The 15,922-nt window shown below is 67.6% G+C and carries 13 protein-coding genes; 4 read left to right on the top strand and 9 right to left on the bottom strand.

Going from position 1 to position 15,922, the window contains the following annotated elements; genetic code table 11:
• Positions 1-7: 7 nt before the first annotated feature.
• Together IPK85_11110 and IPK85_11105 are read right to left on the bottom strand one after the other, a co-directional pair.
• Complete coding sequence (locus tag IPK85_11110; GenBank protein MBK8247931.1) at positions 8-3,601, bottom strand: ABC transporter permease; 3,594 nt, start codon at positions 3,599-3,601, stop codon at positions 8-10.
• Positions 3,598-4,485 (bottom strand): ABC transporter ATP-binding protein, encoded by an 888-nt coding sequence (locus IPK85_11105; GenBank protein ID MBK8247930.1) that lies wholly within the window; start codon positions 4,483-4,485, stop codon positions 3,598-3,600. Before IPK85_11105 ends, IPK85_11110 begins: the two co-directional genes overlap by 4 nt.
• A 602-nt stretch (positions 4,486-5,087) precedes the next feature.
• Between IPK85_11105 and IPK85_11100 the strand changes: the two genes are divergently transcribed.
• Positions 5,088-6,449, top strand: a complete 1,362-nt coding sequence (locus IPK85_11100; protein ID MBK8247929.1) for an ABC transporter — start codon at positions 5,088-5,090, stop codon at positions 6,447-6,449.
• A 79-nt stretch (positions 6,450-6,528) separates the two neighbouring features.
• Here IPK85_11100 and IPK85_11095 read toward each other — a convergent pair whose 3' ends face one another.
• Entirely contained in the window at positions 6,529-6,741 is a 213-nt protein-coding gene (locus IPK85_11095) for a hypothetical protein (protein ID MBK8247928.1), read from the bottom strand.
• A 69-nt stretch (positions 6,742-6,810) separates the two neighbouring features.
• Here IPK85_11095 and IPK85_11090 point away from each other — a divergent pair, with 69 nt between their 5' ends.
• The gene (locus tag IPK85_11090) at positions 6,811-7,758 is read left to right on the top strand and encodes an ABC transporter ATP-binding protein (protein ID MBK8247927.1); all 948 of its coding nucleotides are present in this window, start codon (positions 6,811-6,813) and stop codon (positions 7,756-7,758) included.
• Positions 7,759-7,862: 104 nt separating this feature from the next.
• On the opposite strand, the gene IPK85_11085 is transcribed toward IPK85_11090, so the two are convergent.
• The 5 genes from IPK85_11085 to IPK85_11065 all read right to left on the bottom strand — a co-directional run bounded on the left by IPK85_11085 (position 7,863) and on the right by IPK85_11065 (position 13,159).
• Positions 7,863-8,420: a DUF4287 domain-containing protein gene (locus tag IPK85_11085; protein ID MBK8247926.1), complete on the bottom strand. Its 558-nt coding sequence runs from the start codon at positions 8,418-8,420 to the stop codon at positions 7,863-7,865.
• Positions 8,421-8,526: 106 nt separating this feature from the next.
• Complete coding sequence (locus tag IPK85_11080; GenBank protein MBK8247925.1) at positions 8,527-9,618, bottom strand: putative Ig domain-containing protein; 1,092 nt, start codon at positions 9,616-9,618, stop codon at positions 8,527-8,529.
• Between the two features lie 134 nt (positions 9,619-9,752).
• Positions 9,753-10,271 carry a hypothetical protein gene (locus tag IPK85_11075; GenBank protein ID MBK8247924.1) on the bottom strand — a complete coding sequence of 173 codons (519 nt, stop codon included), beginning with the start codon at positions 10,269-10,271 and terminating at the stop codon, positions 9,753-9,755.
• On the bottom strand, positions 10,268-11,545 hold the full coding sequence (locus tag IPK85_11070; protein MBK8247923.1) for a DUF1501 domain-containing protein: 1,278 nt from the start codon (positions 11,543-11,545) through the stop codon (positions 10,268-10,270). The genes IPK85_11075 and IPK85_11070 overlap by 4 nt, the downstream gene beginning before the upstream one ends.
• Before the next feature lie 15 nt (positions 11,546-11,560).
• Entirely contained in the window at positions 11,561-13,159 is a 1,599-nt protein-coding gene (locus tag IPK85_11065) for a DUF1800 domain-containing protein (GenBank protein MBK8247922.1), read from the bottom strand.
• Between the two features lie 236 nt (positions 13,160-13,395).
• Here IPK85_11065 and IPK85_11060 point away from each other — a divergent pair, with 236 nt between their 5' ends.
• Positions 13,396-14,445: an ABC transporter permease gene (locus IPK85_11060; protein MBK8247921.1), complete on the top strand. Its 1,050-nt coding sequence runs from the start codon at positions 13,396-13,398 to the stop codon at positions 14,443-14,445.
• Entirely contained in the window at positions 14,436-15,371 is a 936-nt protein-coding gene (locus IPK85_11055; protein ID MBK8247920.1) for an EamA family transporter, read from the top strand. The genes IPK85_11060 and IPK85_11055 overlap by 10 nt, the downstream gene beginning before the upstream one ends.
• Here the strand turns inward: IPK85_11055 and IPK85_11050 are convergent.
• Entirely contained in the window at positions 15,341-15,919 is a 579-nt protein-coding gene (locus IPK85_11050; protein MBK8247919.1) for a VTT domain-containing protein, read from the bottom strand. The two genes, IPK85_11055 and IPK85_11050, sit on opposite strands and share 31 nt — an antisense overlap.
• Positions 15,920-15,922 lie beyond the last annotated feature (3 nt).

The following is a 15,922-nucleotide window of genomic DNA, read 5'->3' as shown; positions in this document are numbered from 1 at the left end:
GGCCCGCTCACCTCTCGATCGTCTTCTCCGCCGACCGTCGTCTCAGCTGCAGCACCCGCACATCAGGGTCCACAACCACCCGCTGCGGCTCGAATGTCGAAATCATCGTGACCGGCACGGCCAGCTCGGCTGGCAGCATGACCCGGGTCACCTGCTGCACGTACGGTACTCGGTCCTGCGCGCTCGTGTCATCGGGGAATCGCTCACCGCGTACGGCCGCCACATCCACCATCATCGACGCGCGACCCACATTGCGGACCACCGCCCGCGTCTCCCACGTCCCATCGGGCCGCTTGCTCGTGGTCGCCATATCAACCCGGTATTCACCAACGACCACCGAGTCGAACCATTGGCGAACGAAGTCGTCGTACGACGCCGTGTCCGCCGCATAGCGTCGCATGTGTGCCGTGAAATCCTGGAGCATCGCGTGGTCATCGCTCCCTCGATACTTCGCGATGAAGTCCTGCATCCCCCGCAGGGTGGGTTCACGGCCCACCAGGTCGGCGAGCATCCAGAAGACCCACCCTCCCTTGTCGTATGTCACGGTGTTGTCGCCCTGCTTGCTGCCGTCGATGCGATACAACTTTCGCTCGGCGTCAGCGAACCGGTTGTCGCCGTACCGCGACTCGATCCGCGTGCGGAACTCCAGCCCGTTGCGAAATCCCTTGACCTGCTCGATCAGCAGGGCCGTCGCAAAGTGCGACATCCCCTCGCTCAGGATGTTGGCGCCGGGCCCGCGGCCTGGTTGCAGCATGTTCCCCCACCACTGGTGCGCGATCTCATGCGCCGTCACCAGGAAGGCCAGGTTGGTCTTTGGCTCGCTCTTCGTGAGAAACCCGATCCCCTCGGAGAAGGTGATGTTCGTCGGGAACCCCTGCGCATAGGTCGCCAGGCTCGGGAACTCCGAGACCTTCAGCTCCTTCCACGGATACGCGCCGAACCAGGTGCCGTACCAGCGTCGCGCCTGGTCCATGGCATTCCCCATCTCGTCCACATTGTAGGTATGCGTCGGGTGATGGAACAGGGCGGTCCCCGCGCCACGCCGCACCAACCACTTGCCGGCAACAATATTGTAGGCCATGACAGGCTCGTCCGTCCGAAACTCGACGAGTCGACGCCCGTCCTTCACCTCGTCGCGGAGCTGCTCGCCCACGCCGTTTGCGTGGAAGGCCGCCGGTACATCGATCCGCGTGCGCACCGTCATCGGCCGTTCGGAGCCGAACAGCGCCGGCGTGGTCGCCTGCCAGTGATCCTCCGGATAGTCGCGCGGTTCGAACGTGTTGTCCTCGTCCGACCCGATCCCTTCCACGAATCCCACGACGGGGAAATACTGCGGTGACCATCCCTGCATGACCACACCCGAGGGCACGATGAACTCCCCCGCGCCACCGCCGGCGCGCGTGGCACCCTCGTGCCGACCCTCATATGAAAAGCCGAGGCGCACCGAGTCGCCCGGTCCCAGCGGCGTCGGCAGCGTGAAGACGTACAGGTGCGATGCCGTGTCCGGCCGGATTGAGTCCCCGTCCGCGGTGAACTGCATGTTGCGCCACCGCCCGACCGTCAGCGGGATACGCTGCAACACGGTGTCTCGGTGGTTCACCACGAGGTAGGACCCCTGCACACGCCAGGCCCGCTCCGCCGGATCGAGCCGCACATCCAGGTCCACGTCCTTCACCCAGGGCACGGGCGCATTCCACCAGGTGGCGAGGTTCTTCTTCCAGTAGTCTTTCCCCAACTTCTCCGCGCGTGCGCCATCCGGCCCAGTGTTTACCTGGCGCCAGGCCATGGCGCCGAGGATCACCGGGGCGAGGACGAACGGCACCGAAGGACGAAGACTGCGCCACCATTGGGGCCACGTTCTCGCCTGGAGCCACCGCACCGGGTCGCGCTCCACTCGCGGATAGAGTCGCGTCGCCACGCGCCAGAGGAACACCCCGACGGCCAGCCAGAAGAGACGGTTCCAGATCAGGGCTTCGCGATCGAACTCCAGGATCGACATGTCCGACCACTGGATCGCCGACGTCAGTGACCAGTCGCTTACCCAGTTTTCGCGATCGGTAAGAGCGGCCCACATCGCGAGCCCGATCGCGCCGAAGGAAATGGCATACGCCCCATACCGTCCCTTCGCGATCCCGTACGCGGCAAAGATGAACGCGATCACCACAAAGAAGGTCGGGATGAGGAGCACGACCCACATGAGAACAAACGGGGTGAGGGAGAATCCCACGTTCCCCTGCGCCATCACGAGGATCATCGAGGCGAGCAGGCAGGCAAGCACGATCACCCCGACCACGACCCCCAGCGCCACTGCCTTGCCAGCGAGCAGGGCGCTGGTCGGAATCGGCAGGCTGTCGTGGATCGCGCTCAGCCGTGTGGACCGTTCCCGTTCCAGGCTCTCGACGGCATAGAAGACCAGCAGCAGCGTTACATATGCGGTGAGCAACCCCATTTGCGTCGCGGCGAGCTGTCCGGGGGTGCGGAGCAGTGGCGTATCAAACGCCCCGAGTGCGAGCAGCGCGTTCGAGATCACCTGCAGGACCACCAACGGCACAAAGAGGTAGAGTCCCGGCTGGGCCGCCAGCTCGCGCGCCTCGGCGGCCGCCACCATTCGCAGGGTGGTCCACCACGTGGGTGGCGCCCCGGTCGCCACCGGCAGCGGCCGTGACGACGGCACGGCGACGGGCGCGGTGGCCAGCTGAGGTTGCATGGCCGTCGCGACGTCGGCGCTCGTCACCCGATGGGACGCGCGCATCGTGCGCGCGAAGCGATGCACGGCTCCGGCGACGCTGAGGAGCGCGAGGATCACCCAGGTCGCCCGCTGGCCGAGGATGAAGCCATCGAGCGTGACGGCCTGGGTGTTGTAGAAGGCCGCCCCACGATCCACTTCCAGCCAGGTCTCACGCAACCAACGCAGCCCGGACGGATCGATGAACATCAGCGCCCGGTTCGCCCCCTCACTCAACCAGGACGGCGACCAGTCCCACAGAAAGAAGAGGCACAGCAGCAGCAGGGCGACGGGAAAGGCAAACACGAGGACCGCGCGCCGTGTCGCGGTCCCCACCGCAAACGCCATCCCGGTCATGAAGATGACGTTCGGGAGGCCAAAGACCAGCAGTGGCTTCAGGTAATTTGTCGCCACGAACGGCCCGCGTGCATCCAGCATTTCCGCGTTGGGCAACACCGCGAGGCAGACCATCAGGACCAGCGTGTTCCCGATCAGCACCACCACAAAGGCCGCCAGGACGCCGAGGTACTTTCCCCAGGCGTATTCCGCCGGGCGAAGCGGCGTGGACTGCAAGATCTCCAAGACGCGCGACTCGCCATCGCGAATGACGCCAAGCCCTGCGCCCGCCGCAGCAAAGAAGATGTACGCCGACCAGGAGAAGGCGGCGAAGATCTGGGTGAGGGCGAATTCTGACGTGAGGTGGGCCCGCGTCCCGCCGACCGACGCGTCCCCCGAGGAGATCGCAATCTGGACCCAGCCCGCGGACAGGCCGTACGAGAGAAACAGCAAGAGCGCAATCAGGACCCAGGTCAGCGGACGACGCAGCGTCAAGCGGAGCTCGTCCACCGCGACGACCCACACGCGAGACGCACTCATGCGGCGGCTCCAACGGCGTCGCCCTGCATGAGGAGGAGATACGCGTCCTCCAGTGTCCCGGTGACCGGCTCGAATCCGGGCGGGACCCGTCCGTCCGGTGCATGGACGCGCACCCGGTTCCGGCCCTCAACGAGGACCGCCTGCGTGACACGGTGCGTGCGACGAAGTTCATCAAGCGCGTGGCCCTCCACGTCGCCCTCATGGACCGTGCCCACCAGCGACGCCCGCGCCTCACGCGGCGTGGTCAGCGCGACCACCTTGCCCTGGCGAATCACCGCGAACCTGGGGCAGAGCACCGCCACATCCTCCACGATATGGGTGGACAGGAGCACGGTACGGTCTTGCGCCAACTCCGACAGGATCCGGTAGAATCGCAAACGCTCCTCAGGGTCGAGACCCGCCGTCGGTTCATCGACGATGATGAGTTGTGGATTGCCGGCGATGGCCTGGGCGATACCAAGTCGCTGGCGCATGCCGCCGGAGTAGTCCTTCACCTTCCGCTGGGCGGCATGGGCGAGGTTGACCCGATCGAGCAGCTCGGCTGCGAGTTTGGCGATTCCGCCGGGCGCCTCGAGTCCCTTGAGGCGCAGCAGGTACTCGAGCATCCGCTGGCCACTGAGGTGCGGGAAGAAGCCGAAGTCCTGCGGGAGGTACCCCAGGGTGGCTCGCAGCGCGTCCGGATCGGCGAGGACATCGGCGCCGTCGAGTGAGACGGCGCCCGATGTGGGCTCGAGCACGCCAGCGAGAATCCGCATGAAGGTCGTCTTGCCGGCACCGTTAGGGCCGAGGAGGCCGAACATCCCACGTGGGATCTCGAGCGACACCCCTTGCAGGGCAGCGACGGGGCCGGGATACACCTTCACCAGGTTGCGGATGGAGAGCATGGGGGGGAGCGGAAGGGAGGGAGCGGGTTGGCAGAGCGCGCGATCGCCTCCCCAGCGCGTACGGCGCGGCCGCGGAGCGGGTGCCGGGCACGCTGTGGCCCGGGCAGCGGCCGGGAAGGTGGGGGTAACGTGCGGCCCGTGCCGTCAGGGATCAACCGCTCCCCGAGGACCTCGCGACCTGGGCGCCGGCGTCCCGGCTCGCCGTGGCGCAACTGCTGCGTCCGCGCACCAGGCAACACGGGCGAAGGCCGGGGGGGGGGCTCGACGATGTTCTGCCAAGCAGCAACGCGCCGTGCGGGTGCTTTTTCTCACGCGGTTCCTGCCACTCGCCATAACGTGCCTAATTCTAACGTGCTGGTCCGCGGTTCCCCTGCAGGACCCTGTGGGATCCCACAGTCCCCTCCTGCACAACGCCTTTGGTATGGACCTTGCCCATGCGTGATCACTGCGTGGCGGGCGCGAGGGTGGTGGATGGGTACGTCGGGTGGACGCGCTCGTGCGTGACGAAGCAGTGGCTGGATCGCGTCGTCATCGCACCGAGCCTCCGTCAGCAGCTTCGCTGACCGCGCCGCGCATCACTCACCTTATTGGAGGATGTACGTATGGCTCGATCCTGGATGTCCCGTAGCGCCGCGGTGCTCGGCGCCGTCTGGCTGGCCGCATGCAGCGACACGCCGATCACTTCCCCCGACACGCCCGAGTTGCGGCGCGGGGCGTTTGACCTCTCCACCGCGCAGGTGTGCGGGACGGTCACCACCGTGGAGTTCGAGTTGATGAACCCGTCGTCCACGATTGGGACCGTGTCCGCCTGGAACGACGCGACCGATCTCGTGGTGGCGTTCAGCGCGGACCTCGCCAGCGAGTGGCGATTGCGCGAGTCGTTTGTCTGGGCCGGCGCCGACGCGTCCGGCATCCCGCTCACCCCGGGTGGTACGCCCCGCGTCGTCGGCTTCCCGTACAAGACCGCGCACAACCCCACGGTCGTGACGTACCAGTACACCATTCCGCTGGCCGCGGTCGGCGGTGTGCCGGGACAGGACCTGGCGATCGCCGCGATTGCCTTGTTGGCGCGCGGGACCCATCGTGGCGTCGCCTGGGGCGACGGTGCCGACATCAACCCGCCGGCTCCACACGAGTACTTCGAGCATCAGGTGCAGCGCTGCGGCTCCCCGCCGCCCCCGCCGCCAGGCAAAGACATCGTCGTCTTCAACGACATCAATGTCTTTGATGCCAATGCCATGTCGAACCCCAACAACGTCAAGCTCGTGCAGAACCTGGTGAACTTCACCACGAGCGGACCGCGCGGCGCCAACACGCAGATCGTGTGGGATCGGGGGCGCGTCGCAACGTGCGGCCCCCTCGGCAATGACGAATGCAACGACTCCAACATGGGCACCACGCGCAGCACCATCAGCGGCGCTGGGTTTACCATGGTCGACATCGCCAGCAATGGCGACGACCTTGATGACCTGATCGCCGCCAGCGGTGCCAATTGGAAGGAGATCTGGCTCTGGACGCCGAACGTCGCCTTCACCGTCGACGAGGTGAATGCCCTCAAGCAGTTCGCCGACGAGGGTGGCCGCGTGGTCTTCATCGGCGAGTGGCAGGGATACTATCCGCCATCGGGGATCGCCCTGGAGAACCAGTTCCTGCTCGACATGGGGGCGGTCATGACCAACACCGGCGGTGCGGTCGACTGTGGCTACAACACCGTGGCCCCCACCTCACTTCGTGCACACCAGATCACGAGCGGACTGACGGACCTCACCATGGCCTGTTCATCCGTCCTGATCCCGGGCCCGAATGACTTCCCGCTCTACCTCGACCTGACCAACACCAAGGTCTTGTCGGCGGTCGCCACAATTGACATCACGCCGATCTCGACGACCGGGCGGCGGATGGCGGCGCCACTCACCCCGTGGACCGCGTTGGGGCTCAACGTCTCCAAGGCGAGCGGAAAGTAGGTCGCACTGGCTGGGCCGCGGGGCGGGTACACCGGGACACGGGTGTGCCCGCCCCACGCACGTTCACCAGGCTGCGGCGCTACGCCCCAGTGGGGCCGGAGCGGGACGGTGCGCCCGTGGCCCGAGCGGCGAGAATCTCACCACGCTCGCGAAACGAGATCGATGCCCCGCACTGCGTGCAGCAATAGTTGCCCGTGCGCTCGCCGTGGTCGTACTCGCGCGCGAAGTCCGGGTGGTCGCATGGCTTCGCGCCCCACTGTTCCCTGAGCTCCAACGCCTTCTTCCGTTGCATGCTCCGAATGTAGCTGCCACCCGGGCGAGGCGGCAGCGAGGAGCCGCGCACACCCCTTAGAATTCGGTCGTGCACCCGTCTCCCACCCTTGCCCTGCAGGTGCTCGGCCTTCGCAAGCGCTTCGGCGAGGTCACGGCCGTCGACGGCCTCGACCTCGAAGTGGCGGCCGGTGAGTGTTTCGGACTCCTCGGACCGAACGGGGCAGGGAAAACCACGACGCTCGAGATCTGTGAAGGGCTCCAGCGGCCGGACGAGGGCGACGTTCGCGTGTTGGGGCTTTCCTGGGCCACGGATGAAATGGTCCTGCGCCAACGGCTCGGCGTGCAGCTGCAGGAGACCCAGTATTCGGACAAGCTCACCGTCCGGGAAGTCGTCCGGCTCTTCCGGTCGTTCTTCTCCGCGGGGTGGAGCGCCGACGAGGTCATCGGACTCGTCCAGCTGGAGGAGAAGCGGAATGCGCGGGTTGGCGGATTGTCGGGCGGCCAACGGCAACGCCTGTCGATTGCCTGTGCCCTGGTCGGCAACCCCGACTTGTTGTTCCTGGACGAACCCACCACCGGGTTGGATCCACAGGCGCGGCGGCAGTTGTGGACCCTCGTCGATCGCTTGCGCCAGATGGGACGCACGATCATGCTTACCACGCACTACATGGACGAAGCAGAGCGGTTGTGTGACCGCATGGCGATCGTCGACCGAGGCCGGGTGATCGCGCTCGGCACTCCGCGGGACCTGATTCGCTCGTTAGGCGCGGAGCAAGTTGTGGAGGTGACGGTCGGGGATGGCGCGACACTTCCCCCAGACGCGCTCGCGCACCTCCCCGGGGTCCTTTGCGCGCGACGTGATGCCGCGACCTGGACGCTGCAGGTCACCGCGGCGCACGACACGCTGCCGGCGCTGTTGCAGCTGGCCAGCCAGCAGGGGGTGCGCATCGTGGAGCTCCGGACCCACTCGCCCACCCTGGAAGACGTCTTCGTCTCGCTGACCGGGCGCGCGCTGCGCGAGGGCAACTCGGGCTGAATCATGCCGCGCGGCGCCCCGTGCGTCGCGCGATGAGGCACGGGGCGTGGTCGGGGACTGGCGGCCCACGGCACAGCGCCCCTCACGCGAGCGAACGCATGCGATCAGCCGGCCGCCTCGTACGCCTGCCGTACCCAGGCGATCACGTCGGAGGTCACGTCGTCGGCCGTGGTGAGGCGCACCTGGTACTGACACATGCCACCTGGCGGCATGACGAGCAACCGATCATCGCCGACGAGCCCCTTGGCGTTGATCCCCAGGTCCACGCGCGTTTTCGTGGTGGGGCCGAACATGGCAAACTGCTTCTTGCGCCTGAGGCTGACGTAGCCCTTCTTGGGCGCGACCTCAAAGTCACCGAACGCGCGGATGGCCCGCATCAGGGCGTCGTGGATCGGCCGGAGGTCCGCCTTTGGACCGGCGTAGATCTCGTCGGCCGGGTCCGCGGATGACGGCGGCGGAGCCGCTGACTGCTTGAGGTGGTGGACCAGGGTGTTGGCGTCGCCATGGCCCATCCCGAGGGTGGACTTGAGCATGTCACGGATCTCGCCGTGTTTCTCCAACCCGCTCGCCGCGACGATCTGTGCGAGTTCGGCAAGGGTCTTTCCCGTACGCACCTCGATGTTGGCGAGTTGCGTTGCATAGGGGCTTTCGGCGTCAGGCATGGTGTGGGAACGGTGAGAGAGGGGTCAACGATCCTCATACAACAGAGTGCCCCCAATCCTTTGCACGCGGAACCCCAGCCGCCACCACGAGGCCGCCTTTCGCCGGCTATCGCACCTCGACCCGTCCCGCCATCCCCGGGTGGATCGTGCAGTCGTAGCGGTATTCCCCGGGCCGCGGGAAGGTGCGACTGACGTCGACGCTCGACACAATGTCGATGTTCGCCGGTGCACCGGGTGCTGGCGCGAAAATCACGTTGTGCTGCGCGGCACCGAAGCGCCAGGTCACCGTGCCGCCGGGTCGCACCCGGATGAGGAACGGCGAGAAGACGTCACCCGGCATCGTAACGAGCGCCGTGGCCGGGTAGGTCTCCGGCTCGACCAACAGCCCCAGGGCCCGCGTGAGCAGCTGCGTACCGCTTGTCACCTCGACCGACACTCCCACGGAGTCCTCGCCCACCGGGGTCCCGCTGATCGTCCCGTCCGCGGCGAAGGTCAGCCCGGTGGGCAGGCGCCCACCCGTCAGGCGCCAGGCGTACGCGCCCACGCCGCCGGTGGCCTGCAGGTTCACGAGGTACAGGTACCCGGCGCGCGCATCCGGCAACGTCGTGGTTTCCATGACCAGGGGCGGCGCGTCCACGCGGACCTGCAGGTCCAACTCCGCGCTGCGTGTGCCGCGGGTGGCCCGGAGCCGGACAGGGTGTGGGCCGAGCGTGGTCGGGATCCCGCCGAGGCTCCCGCTCGAGGCAAGGGTCACCCCGGTGGGAAGTGTGCCGCCCCCCAGCGACCACGAGGTCACACTCCCGGGCGTGCCTCCCGAGGCCTGCAACAAGGCGAAGTACGCCCGGCCCCACGTCGCCACCGGCAGCGTGGCCGTCGTGAACACCACGGGCGGATAGTCCACGGCCAACGTGACCCCGCGTGTGGCACTGGTCGCACCGCTTGTCACACGCACCGTAAGGGCCCGCTGCTCCACCGCGTTTGGTGTCCCGGAGAGTACACCGGCGGGCGACAGGCCGACGCCCTGTGGCAGTGCCCCGTCACCGATCGACCAGACATAGGTGCCGTTGCCACCAGTGGCGGTGAACGTATGCGCAAAGGCCTCCCCCACTACGGCGGGGATCGCCGTGGTCGTGTCAATCGCGAGCGGGGGCGGGAGCGGTCCCGGGGCCTTGTCGCCACCACACGCGGCGAGCAGCACACCGAGGAGGGCTCCGAGTCCCCGTGGGTATCCCGCTCGCCCGACGTTTCCCCCGCGCCGAGCGGACGGCGTCCCTCGCCGGGCGTTCCGTCTCACGCGGGGCGCGTCATCGTCCGCACGGGCACGCACCCACATCACCACATCGCCACGATGTAATAGAACTGGCCCGGCACGCCGTTGATGAGCGTGATCGCCGGTGTGGTGGTTTGCGCACCGGTAATTCCGCAGTAGGTATCATCCGGACCCAGGGGCACTTGGGAGACCGAGATCCAGGTCTGGCGATCCACGCTCACGTAACACGCAATGAACGGCAACTTGTTGTTCGCCACAGCACTCACCGGCAGCGGCAGATTAACTGTGCCGGTCGCATCGAAAGTCCCAGTCAGGTCAATGCGTGCGATCGTCCCCACAGGCCCGGGGATCCCTGCGGGTCCCTGGGGTCCGGTCGGGCCTGTCGGTCCCTGAGGCCCCGATGGACCCTGCGGTCCCGTAGGCCCGGTGGCGCCGGTCGTCCCGGTGGCTCCGGTGGGACCCTGCGCACCGGTGGGCCCGGCGGGGCCCGCCGGTCCGGCGGGACCCATCGGCCCCTCGCAGGCGGTGACCAACAGGGCGGCACACGCCAACGAAAGGGCGCGTGGGGCAGAACCGTTCATTTGGTGATCCCTCGAATCACCGGGGTATACCCGGGGAAGATGTAGGAGAGGTTGGGATTCCCCAGCCGCTGCGTCACCACCTCGGCGAGGATGTCGCGGTAGTCCATGGTGACCTTGAGGTCCTGGCCATCCTCGAGCACGTCCTGGCTCAACCCGGGCCACTGCGCGAGGACGCGCCCGCCGGCGATGGCCGTACCCAGGACAAACGCCACGCTGCCGCGCCCGTGATCCGTGCCCATCGACCCGTTCTCCCGCGCGTTGCGCCCGAACTCCGAGATCGCAACCAGGGTCACGCGATAGTTGGTCGGTGCCTTCGCGACGTCGGCCCAGAAGGCCCCGACCCCGTTGGCGAAGTCGGTCATCAGCTGGTGCATCTGGCCGGACGTCGGCCCCTGGTTCGCATGGGTGTCCCAGCCGCCAATGTCCAGGTGCGCCGCCTCCACGCCGACGTCGGCCTTGATCAACGCGGCCAGCGAGCGGAGCCCCTGGTTGAAATCGGTGTTGGAGTAGGTGGCGCCGTTGGCCGGACGATACCCGCGGAAGTCGATGGACTTGAGCAGGTTCACGGTGGCGATCCCGTCGCGCGCCGCGCTCCGGGCCGGGGCCCACGCCCCGGCGTAGAGTCGGTCCAACTGCGCGCCCACCGGGGTGACCAGGTTGTAGCTCCCCGGCACCGGGATCGGCAGGGTTTTCGGCGCCCCCGTGAGGGTGAGGCGCGTACCACCCCAGCCTAACGCCAGCGCCCGCAAGGGGGCGTTCGCGCGCGCCGGTGTTGAGGTCGCGAGGTGCCGCGCCAGCCAGCCGGTCACCAGGCTGTAGTCGTTGGGCTTGCCCGCCTCCATGTATCGCTCGGCTTCGAAGTGCGAGCGTGACGTCGTGAAGCGCTGTCCCGTGGCATGGATCACGGCCAGGTCACCCGCCTGGTACGCCGGGTACATCCCGAGCATCCCCTGGGGGAACATGAAGAAGTTGTCCAGCGCGACCCCACGAACCGGGGACGACGAGTCCGGGCGCGGCACGGCGATCGTGGGGCGTCCGGTGTAGTAGAGCGGGTCGCCAAACGGGGCGACGAGGGTCAATCCATCGGCGCCGCCCCGCATGAAGATCGAGACGATCACGTCGCGCGTGGTGTCCTCGGACTCGCGATAGGCGACATCGGGCAGCCAGGCCGGCAGCGACAACGCCGCCAGGTTCGCCCCCGCGGTCGCCATGAAGCCACGCCGCGACAGCGCTCGATACTCGCCACACCCGCAGGTGTCATGGGAATCGGTCATGGAACCTCGTCGGGGTCAGTAGTACTGCGCTTCGGGGGAGCAGGCGGCCAGGTGGACCGCCAGCGTGGCCTGCGTGGCATTCGCCGTCGTGGACGCCCCAAACGAGGCCAGCAGCTCACTCCGCAGCGCTGGCGACATCTCGCCGGCGAACATCCGGCGGTCGATCTCGGCAACCACCCCCGCGGGGGTTGGGGTGCCGAGGTAGAGAGATGAGACAAACCGGGGATAACGCCCCGGCGTGTTTCCCGACCAGTTGCCAAGGACCGATGACACCGCGTTCCAGCGATTCACCATCAGGCCGGCCCAGTAGTCCGCCTTGTCCGGAAATCCATCCGGGGTCTGCCAGCTGAACGGCGCATGGGCATTGTCCCACAGGTGCCCGGTCACGCCGTCCCACTGGGTGGGATCCGGCCAGGCGTCGAGCACCGCCCCAGTCCCGCGCACCACGGAGACATAGTAGTGAAAGGGACGCTTCAACTTCGCCGGAGCGGTCGCGATGTTCGCCGGGGTCAGGATCGCGCGCAGCACCGTCTTGATATCGCCGTTCGACGCCGTGAACGCCTGCGTGGCGGCGGTCACTTGCGCCGGGGTCGGGTCGGGACGGATGAACCACTTCAACAGCTTGGTGGACACGAAGCGCGCTGTCGCCGGGTGCCGGATCAGGTACTCGGCGAAGTTCATGGCCTCGTCCATCCCGGCCGTACCCACCGCCGGCGGCCGCGCCGGGAAATTCTGCCCCATGACCACCTTTGCGCCAAAGTCATGGTAGTCCGCCCGGTACTGGAAGTTGCGGTTGCTGTCCATCGTCCACCCGGTCAGCACGCGAGCGAGCGCATTCACGTCTGCCTGCGTGTAACCGCCGTCCCAACCGACCGTGTGCAGCTCCATCAACTCCCGGGCATAGTTCTCGTTGATCCCGTATTTCGTGTTCCACACCTGGTCGAGGTAGATGAGCATCGCCGTGCTTCGCATGCTCGCCCGGACCAGCTCACCGAAGGTGGACAGGGCATACCGCTGGAGCACGTCGCGATAGTCCACGACGCGCGGGGTCGAGAGTGGGATATTGAAGTGGTCCGCCCAGAACTCGACCATGCGCTGCTCCAGCTGCCGCGGTGAGGTCACGGCACGCTCGATCACCGCGCGCATGATCGGACGCGAACACTGGTCCCAGAAGACGGAGTCCCGTGCGAGGAGCTGGGCCTGCGTGTAGTAGAACGCCGGGTAGCGCGCCTGGAGGACGGCCTCGGTCGCCGTGTCGTCAATCGCCCCCGCGTTGAGCTGCTCCTCGAGGAAGTTCGTGAACCCCAGCTGGCCGATGCGCGCGACCTCGGCTGGGGTGATCCCCATCGTGATCCGCCGCAGGAGCCGCAGCTCGGTCGATCGCCAGTGGGCCTGCTGGCCGAGCCGATCCGTGAGACTCCCGATGTCGGCGCGACGGCGCGGGGGCTGCTGGGCCTCCAGGTCACGGGTGGCCGCAGCCGTCGTGGCGATGGCCGCCGCGCCCATGCCAAGGAACGCGCGACGACTCGCACGAGCGTCAGGGCCCTCGGAGGATTCGTGGTCGTCTTCCGTCATCTTCAGGTGGCTCCGTCCGTGGTCCTTCACCGATTGCATGCCGCCCGATCGTGGTCCGATCCTGACCTTCAGCCGTGGCGCCTCCACCGGCCTCCCCCCCGACACGGCGCACGCGCCACGGCCCCTACCGGTGTCGGCCTCGTCCCCCCTCACGCCCTCAACACGCGTCGGCGCGTCCCGCGCAACCATGTACCTTTTCTCCCTCAGGTGCCGTGGCGCAGCTCACCCTTGCAGGAGTGACGCGGGCCCCGGCGCCATAGGACCTACCCGACCTTATGTCAGAACGGCCCCCCTCCCCCCTCCTCGAGCTGACGCGCGTGCGGTTCCTGGAGTTCCTCCGGGAACCGGAAGCCGTCTTCTGGTCGTTTCTCTTCCCGATCCTGCTCACGGCCGGGCTGGGAATCGCCTTCCGCAGCCGTCCCCCTGAAGTCACCCGCGTTGCCGTGGTCGATGGAGCGCCCGGATCAGCGGAGGTGCAGCGCGCCGTATCCGCCGAGTCCCTGTTGGCAAGCACCGTGCTTCCCGCGGCGGAAGCCGACCGAGCCTTGCAGCTTGGCACGGCGGCACTAGTCATCGTGCCCACCGGGCCAACGAGCGTCGAGTATCGCTATGACCAGGCACGGCCCGAGTCACGTCAAGCGCAGTTCCTGGCAGACCGGGCCATCCAACGCGCGCGGGGGGCGTCGCGACCGGTGGCCACGCAGGACGTCAACGTCGCCGAACCCGGCTCGCGGTATGTCGACTTCGTCCTCCCCGGCCTGCTGGCGATGAACCTCATGGGGAGCGGCATCTGGGGAATCGGGTTCGCCATCGTCGATGCGCGGCGCAAGAAGCTGCTCAAGCGGTTCGTGGCGACCCCCATGCGGCGCACGCACTTTCTGGCCTCGTTCCTCCTGATGCGCCTGGGCCTCATGATCATCGAGGTGGTGGCGATCGTTGCGTTTGGGCACTTCGCCTTTGGGGTTCCCCTGCGTGGGCCGCTCACGGCGTTTGCCCTGGTGGTGCTGACGGGCACACTGTCGTTTGGAGGACTGGGGCTGCTCATTGCCGCGCGGGCGCGGACCGTGGAGGGGGCCAGTGGGTTGATGAACCTGGTCATGGTGCCCATGTGGGTGGGCTCCGGCGTGTTCTTCGCGGCGACGCGATTCCCTGACCTTGTCCAGCCCGTGGTGCAGGCGCTCCCCCTGACCGCGGTGGTCGATGCGCTCCGCCTCAACATGTTGCAGGGTGCCGGGCTCGCGGGAGTCAGCGGTGAACTCGCGATCCTCGGTGCCTGGCTGGTGGTGAGCTTTGGCCTCGCGCTCCGGCTCTTTCGATGGCAGTAGCGGAGCCGCGGGGACGACTCCTCCTGGCCTACGCCACGGTGTACTTCGTCTGGGGTTCGTCGTACATGGGGATGAAGGTTGCGGTCGAGACCATGCCTCCCCTTCCCATGGCGGGCGGGCGCTACCTCCTGGCGGGGCTCGTCCTGGTGGCGTACACCTTCGCGCGAACGCCCGCGCGCCCCACGCGCGCCGAGTGGCAAGCAGCGACGGTGGTCGGCATGGCGCTGATGGGATCGAATGCCGCCGTCGCGTTTGCGATCAAGCGAATCCCCTCCGGGGTCGCCGCCTTGCTCGTCGCAACGACTCCAGCGTGGATGCTGCTCATGGAATGGTGGCACGACCGATCCCACCGACCAGCGCGGGGAGTGATCCCGGGGATCGCCCTCGGCCTGTTCGGCATCGCGCTCCTCGTGGGGCCGCGACAACTGCTGGGGAGTGATGCCATCGACCCGGTGGCCGCGGGCGCGGTGGTATTCGGGACGTTTCTCTGGGCGTGGGGTTCCCTCCGCGGCCGACGCGGTCCGCGGCCCACGTCCTCGCAGCTGGTCAGCGGGATGCAGATGGTCGGTGGTGGTACGTCGCTGTTGGTCCTGACTGGCCTCCTGGGCGGATTCGCCGCCGTCGACGTCGCCGCCTTCACGATGCGGTCCTGGCTCGGCTTCTGGTTCCTGGTCGTGTTCGCCTCGTTAGGCGGATTCACCGCGTACGTCTACCTGTTGCACCATGCGACGCCCGCCCGCGCGTCGACGTACGCCTTTGTGAACCCGGTGGTCGCGGTGGCGATTGGTGCTGCGGTGGGCGGGGAACCGCTGACCGCTCGCATCATGGCTGCGGCCGCCGTCATCGTCGCCGGCGTGGCGCTCATCGTGCTGGGGCCGGCCTCGACCTCTTCCGTTCAGGGCGGTGGTCCCGAGCCGGCGTCCTGAGCAATGGCCCGGCGCTGCCGGCGTTTGAGCACAACAAAGGCAATCACAACCGCCGCGACCAGGACCGCCGCGATCGGCCCCTCAAACCGGCGGACCTCACCCACCACCAACACCGCCCCCTGCCCGAAGACCCAGCCCAGCCCGACAAACACCACCGCCCACGCGAACGACGCGACCGCCATCCCGGTGGCGAAGATCCACGGCGGGACGCGCGCGGCACCGCAGGCCATAGGTAGCGCAATGCGGGCGCCAAAGGCAAAACGTGAAATGACGGTGCTCCGCCACGGGTTCCAGCGCATCGCCGTGAGGAGCTTGCGCACGACCGGTGGCGATCGCCGGAGCCGTAACCGGACCCAGGCGGCCCGCCATCGGCCAACGCCGTACAGCAGAAGCGACTCTACAAAAACGGAGACCGCGCTCACCAGCACCACTGGCACCAGCCGCAGGTGTCCCTGCTCGGCGGCAAACCCGCCGACCAACGCCCCCAGCTCCTGCGTCACGGCAACGGACACGCCCAGGGTGACATAGGCCCACAGTGCCTCAAGCATCCA

It is taken from the genome of Gemmatimonadota bacterium (assembly GCA_016712265.1).
Lineage (GTDB): Bacteria > Gemmatimonadota > Gemmatimonadetes > Gemmatimonadales > Gemmatimonadaceae > RBC101.
The sequence above is the reverse complement of the archived record's forward strand: the minus strand, read 5'-3'. Positions and strand labels throughout refer to the sequence as shown.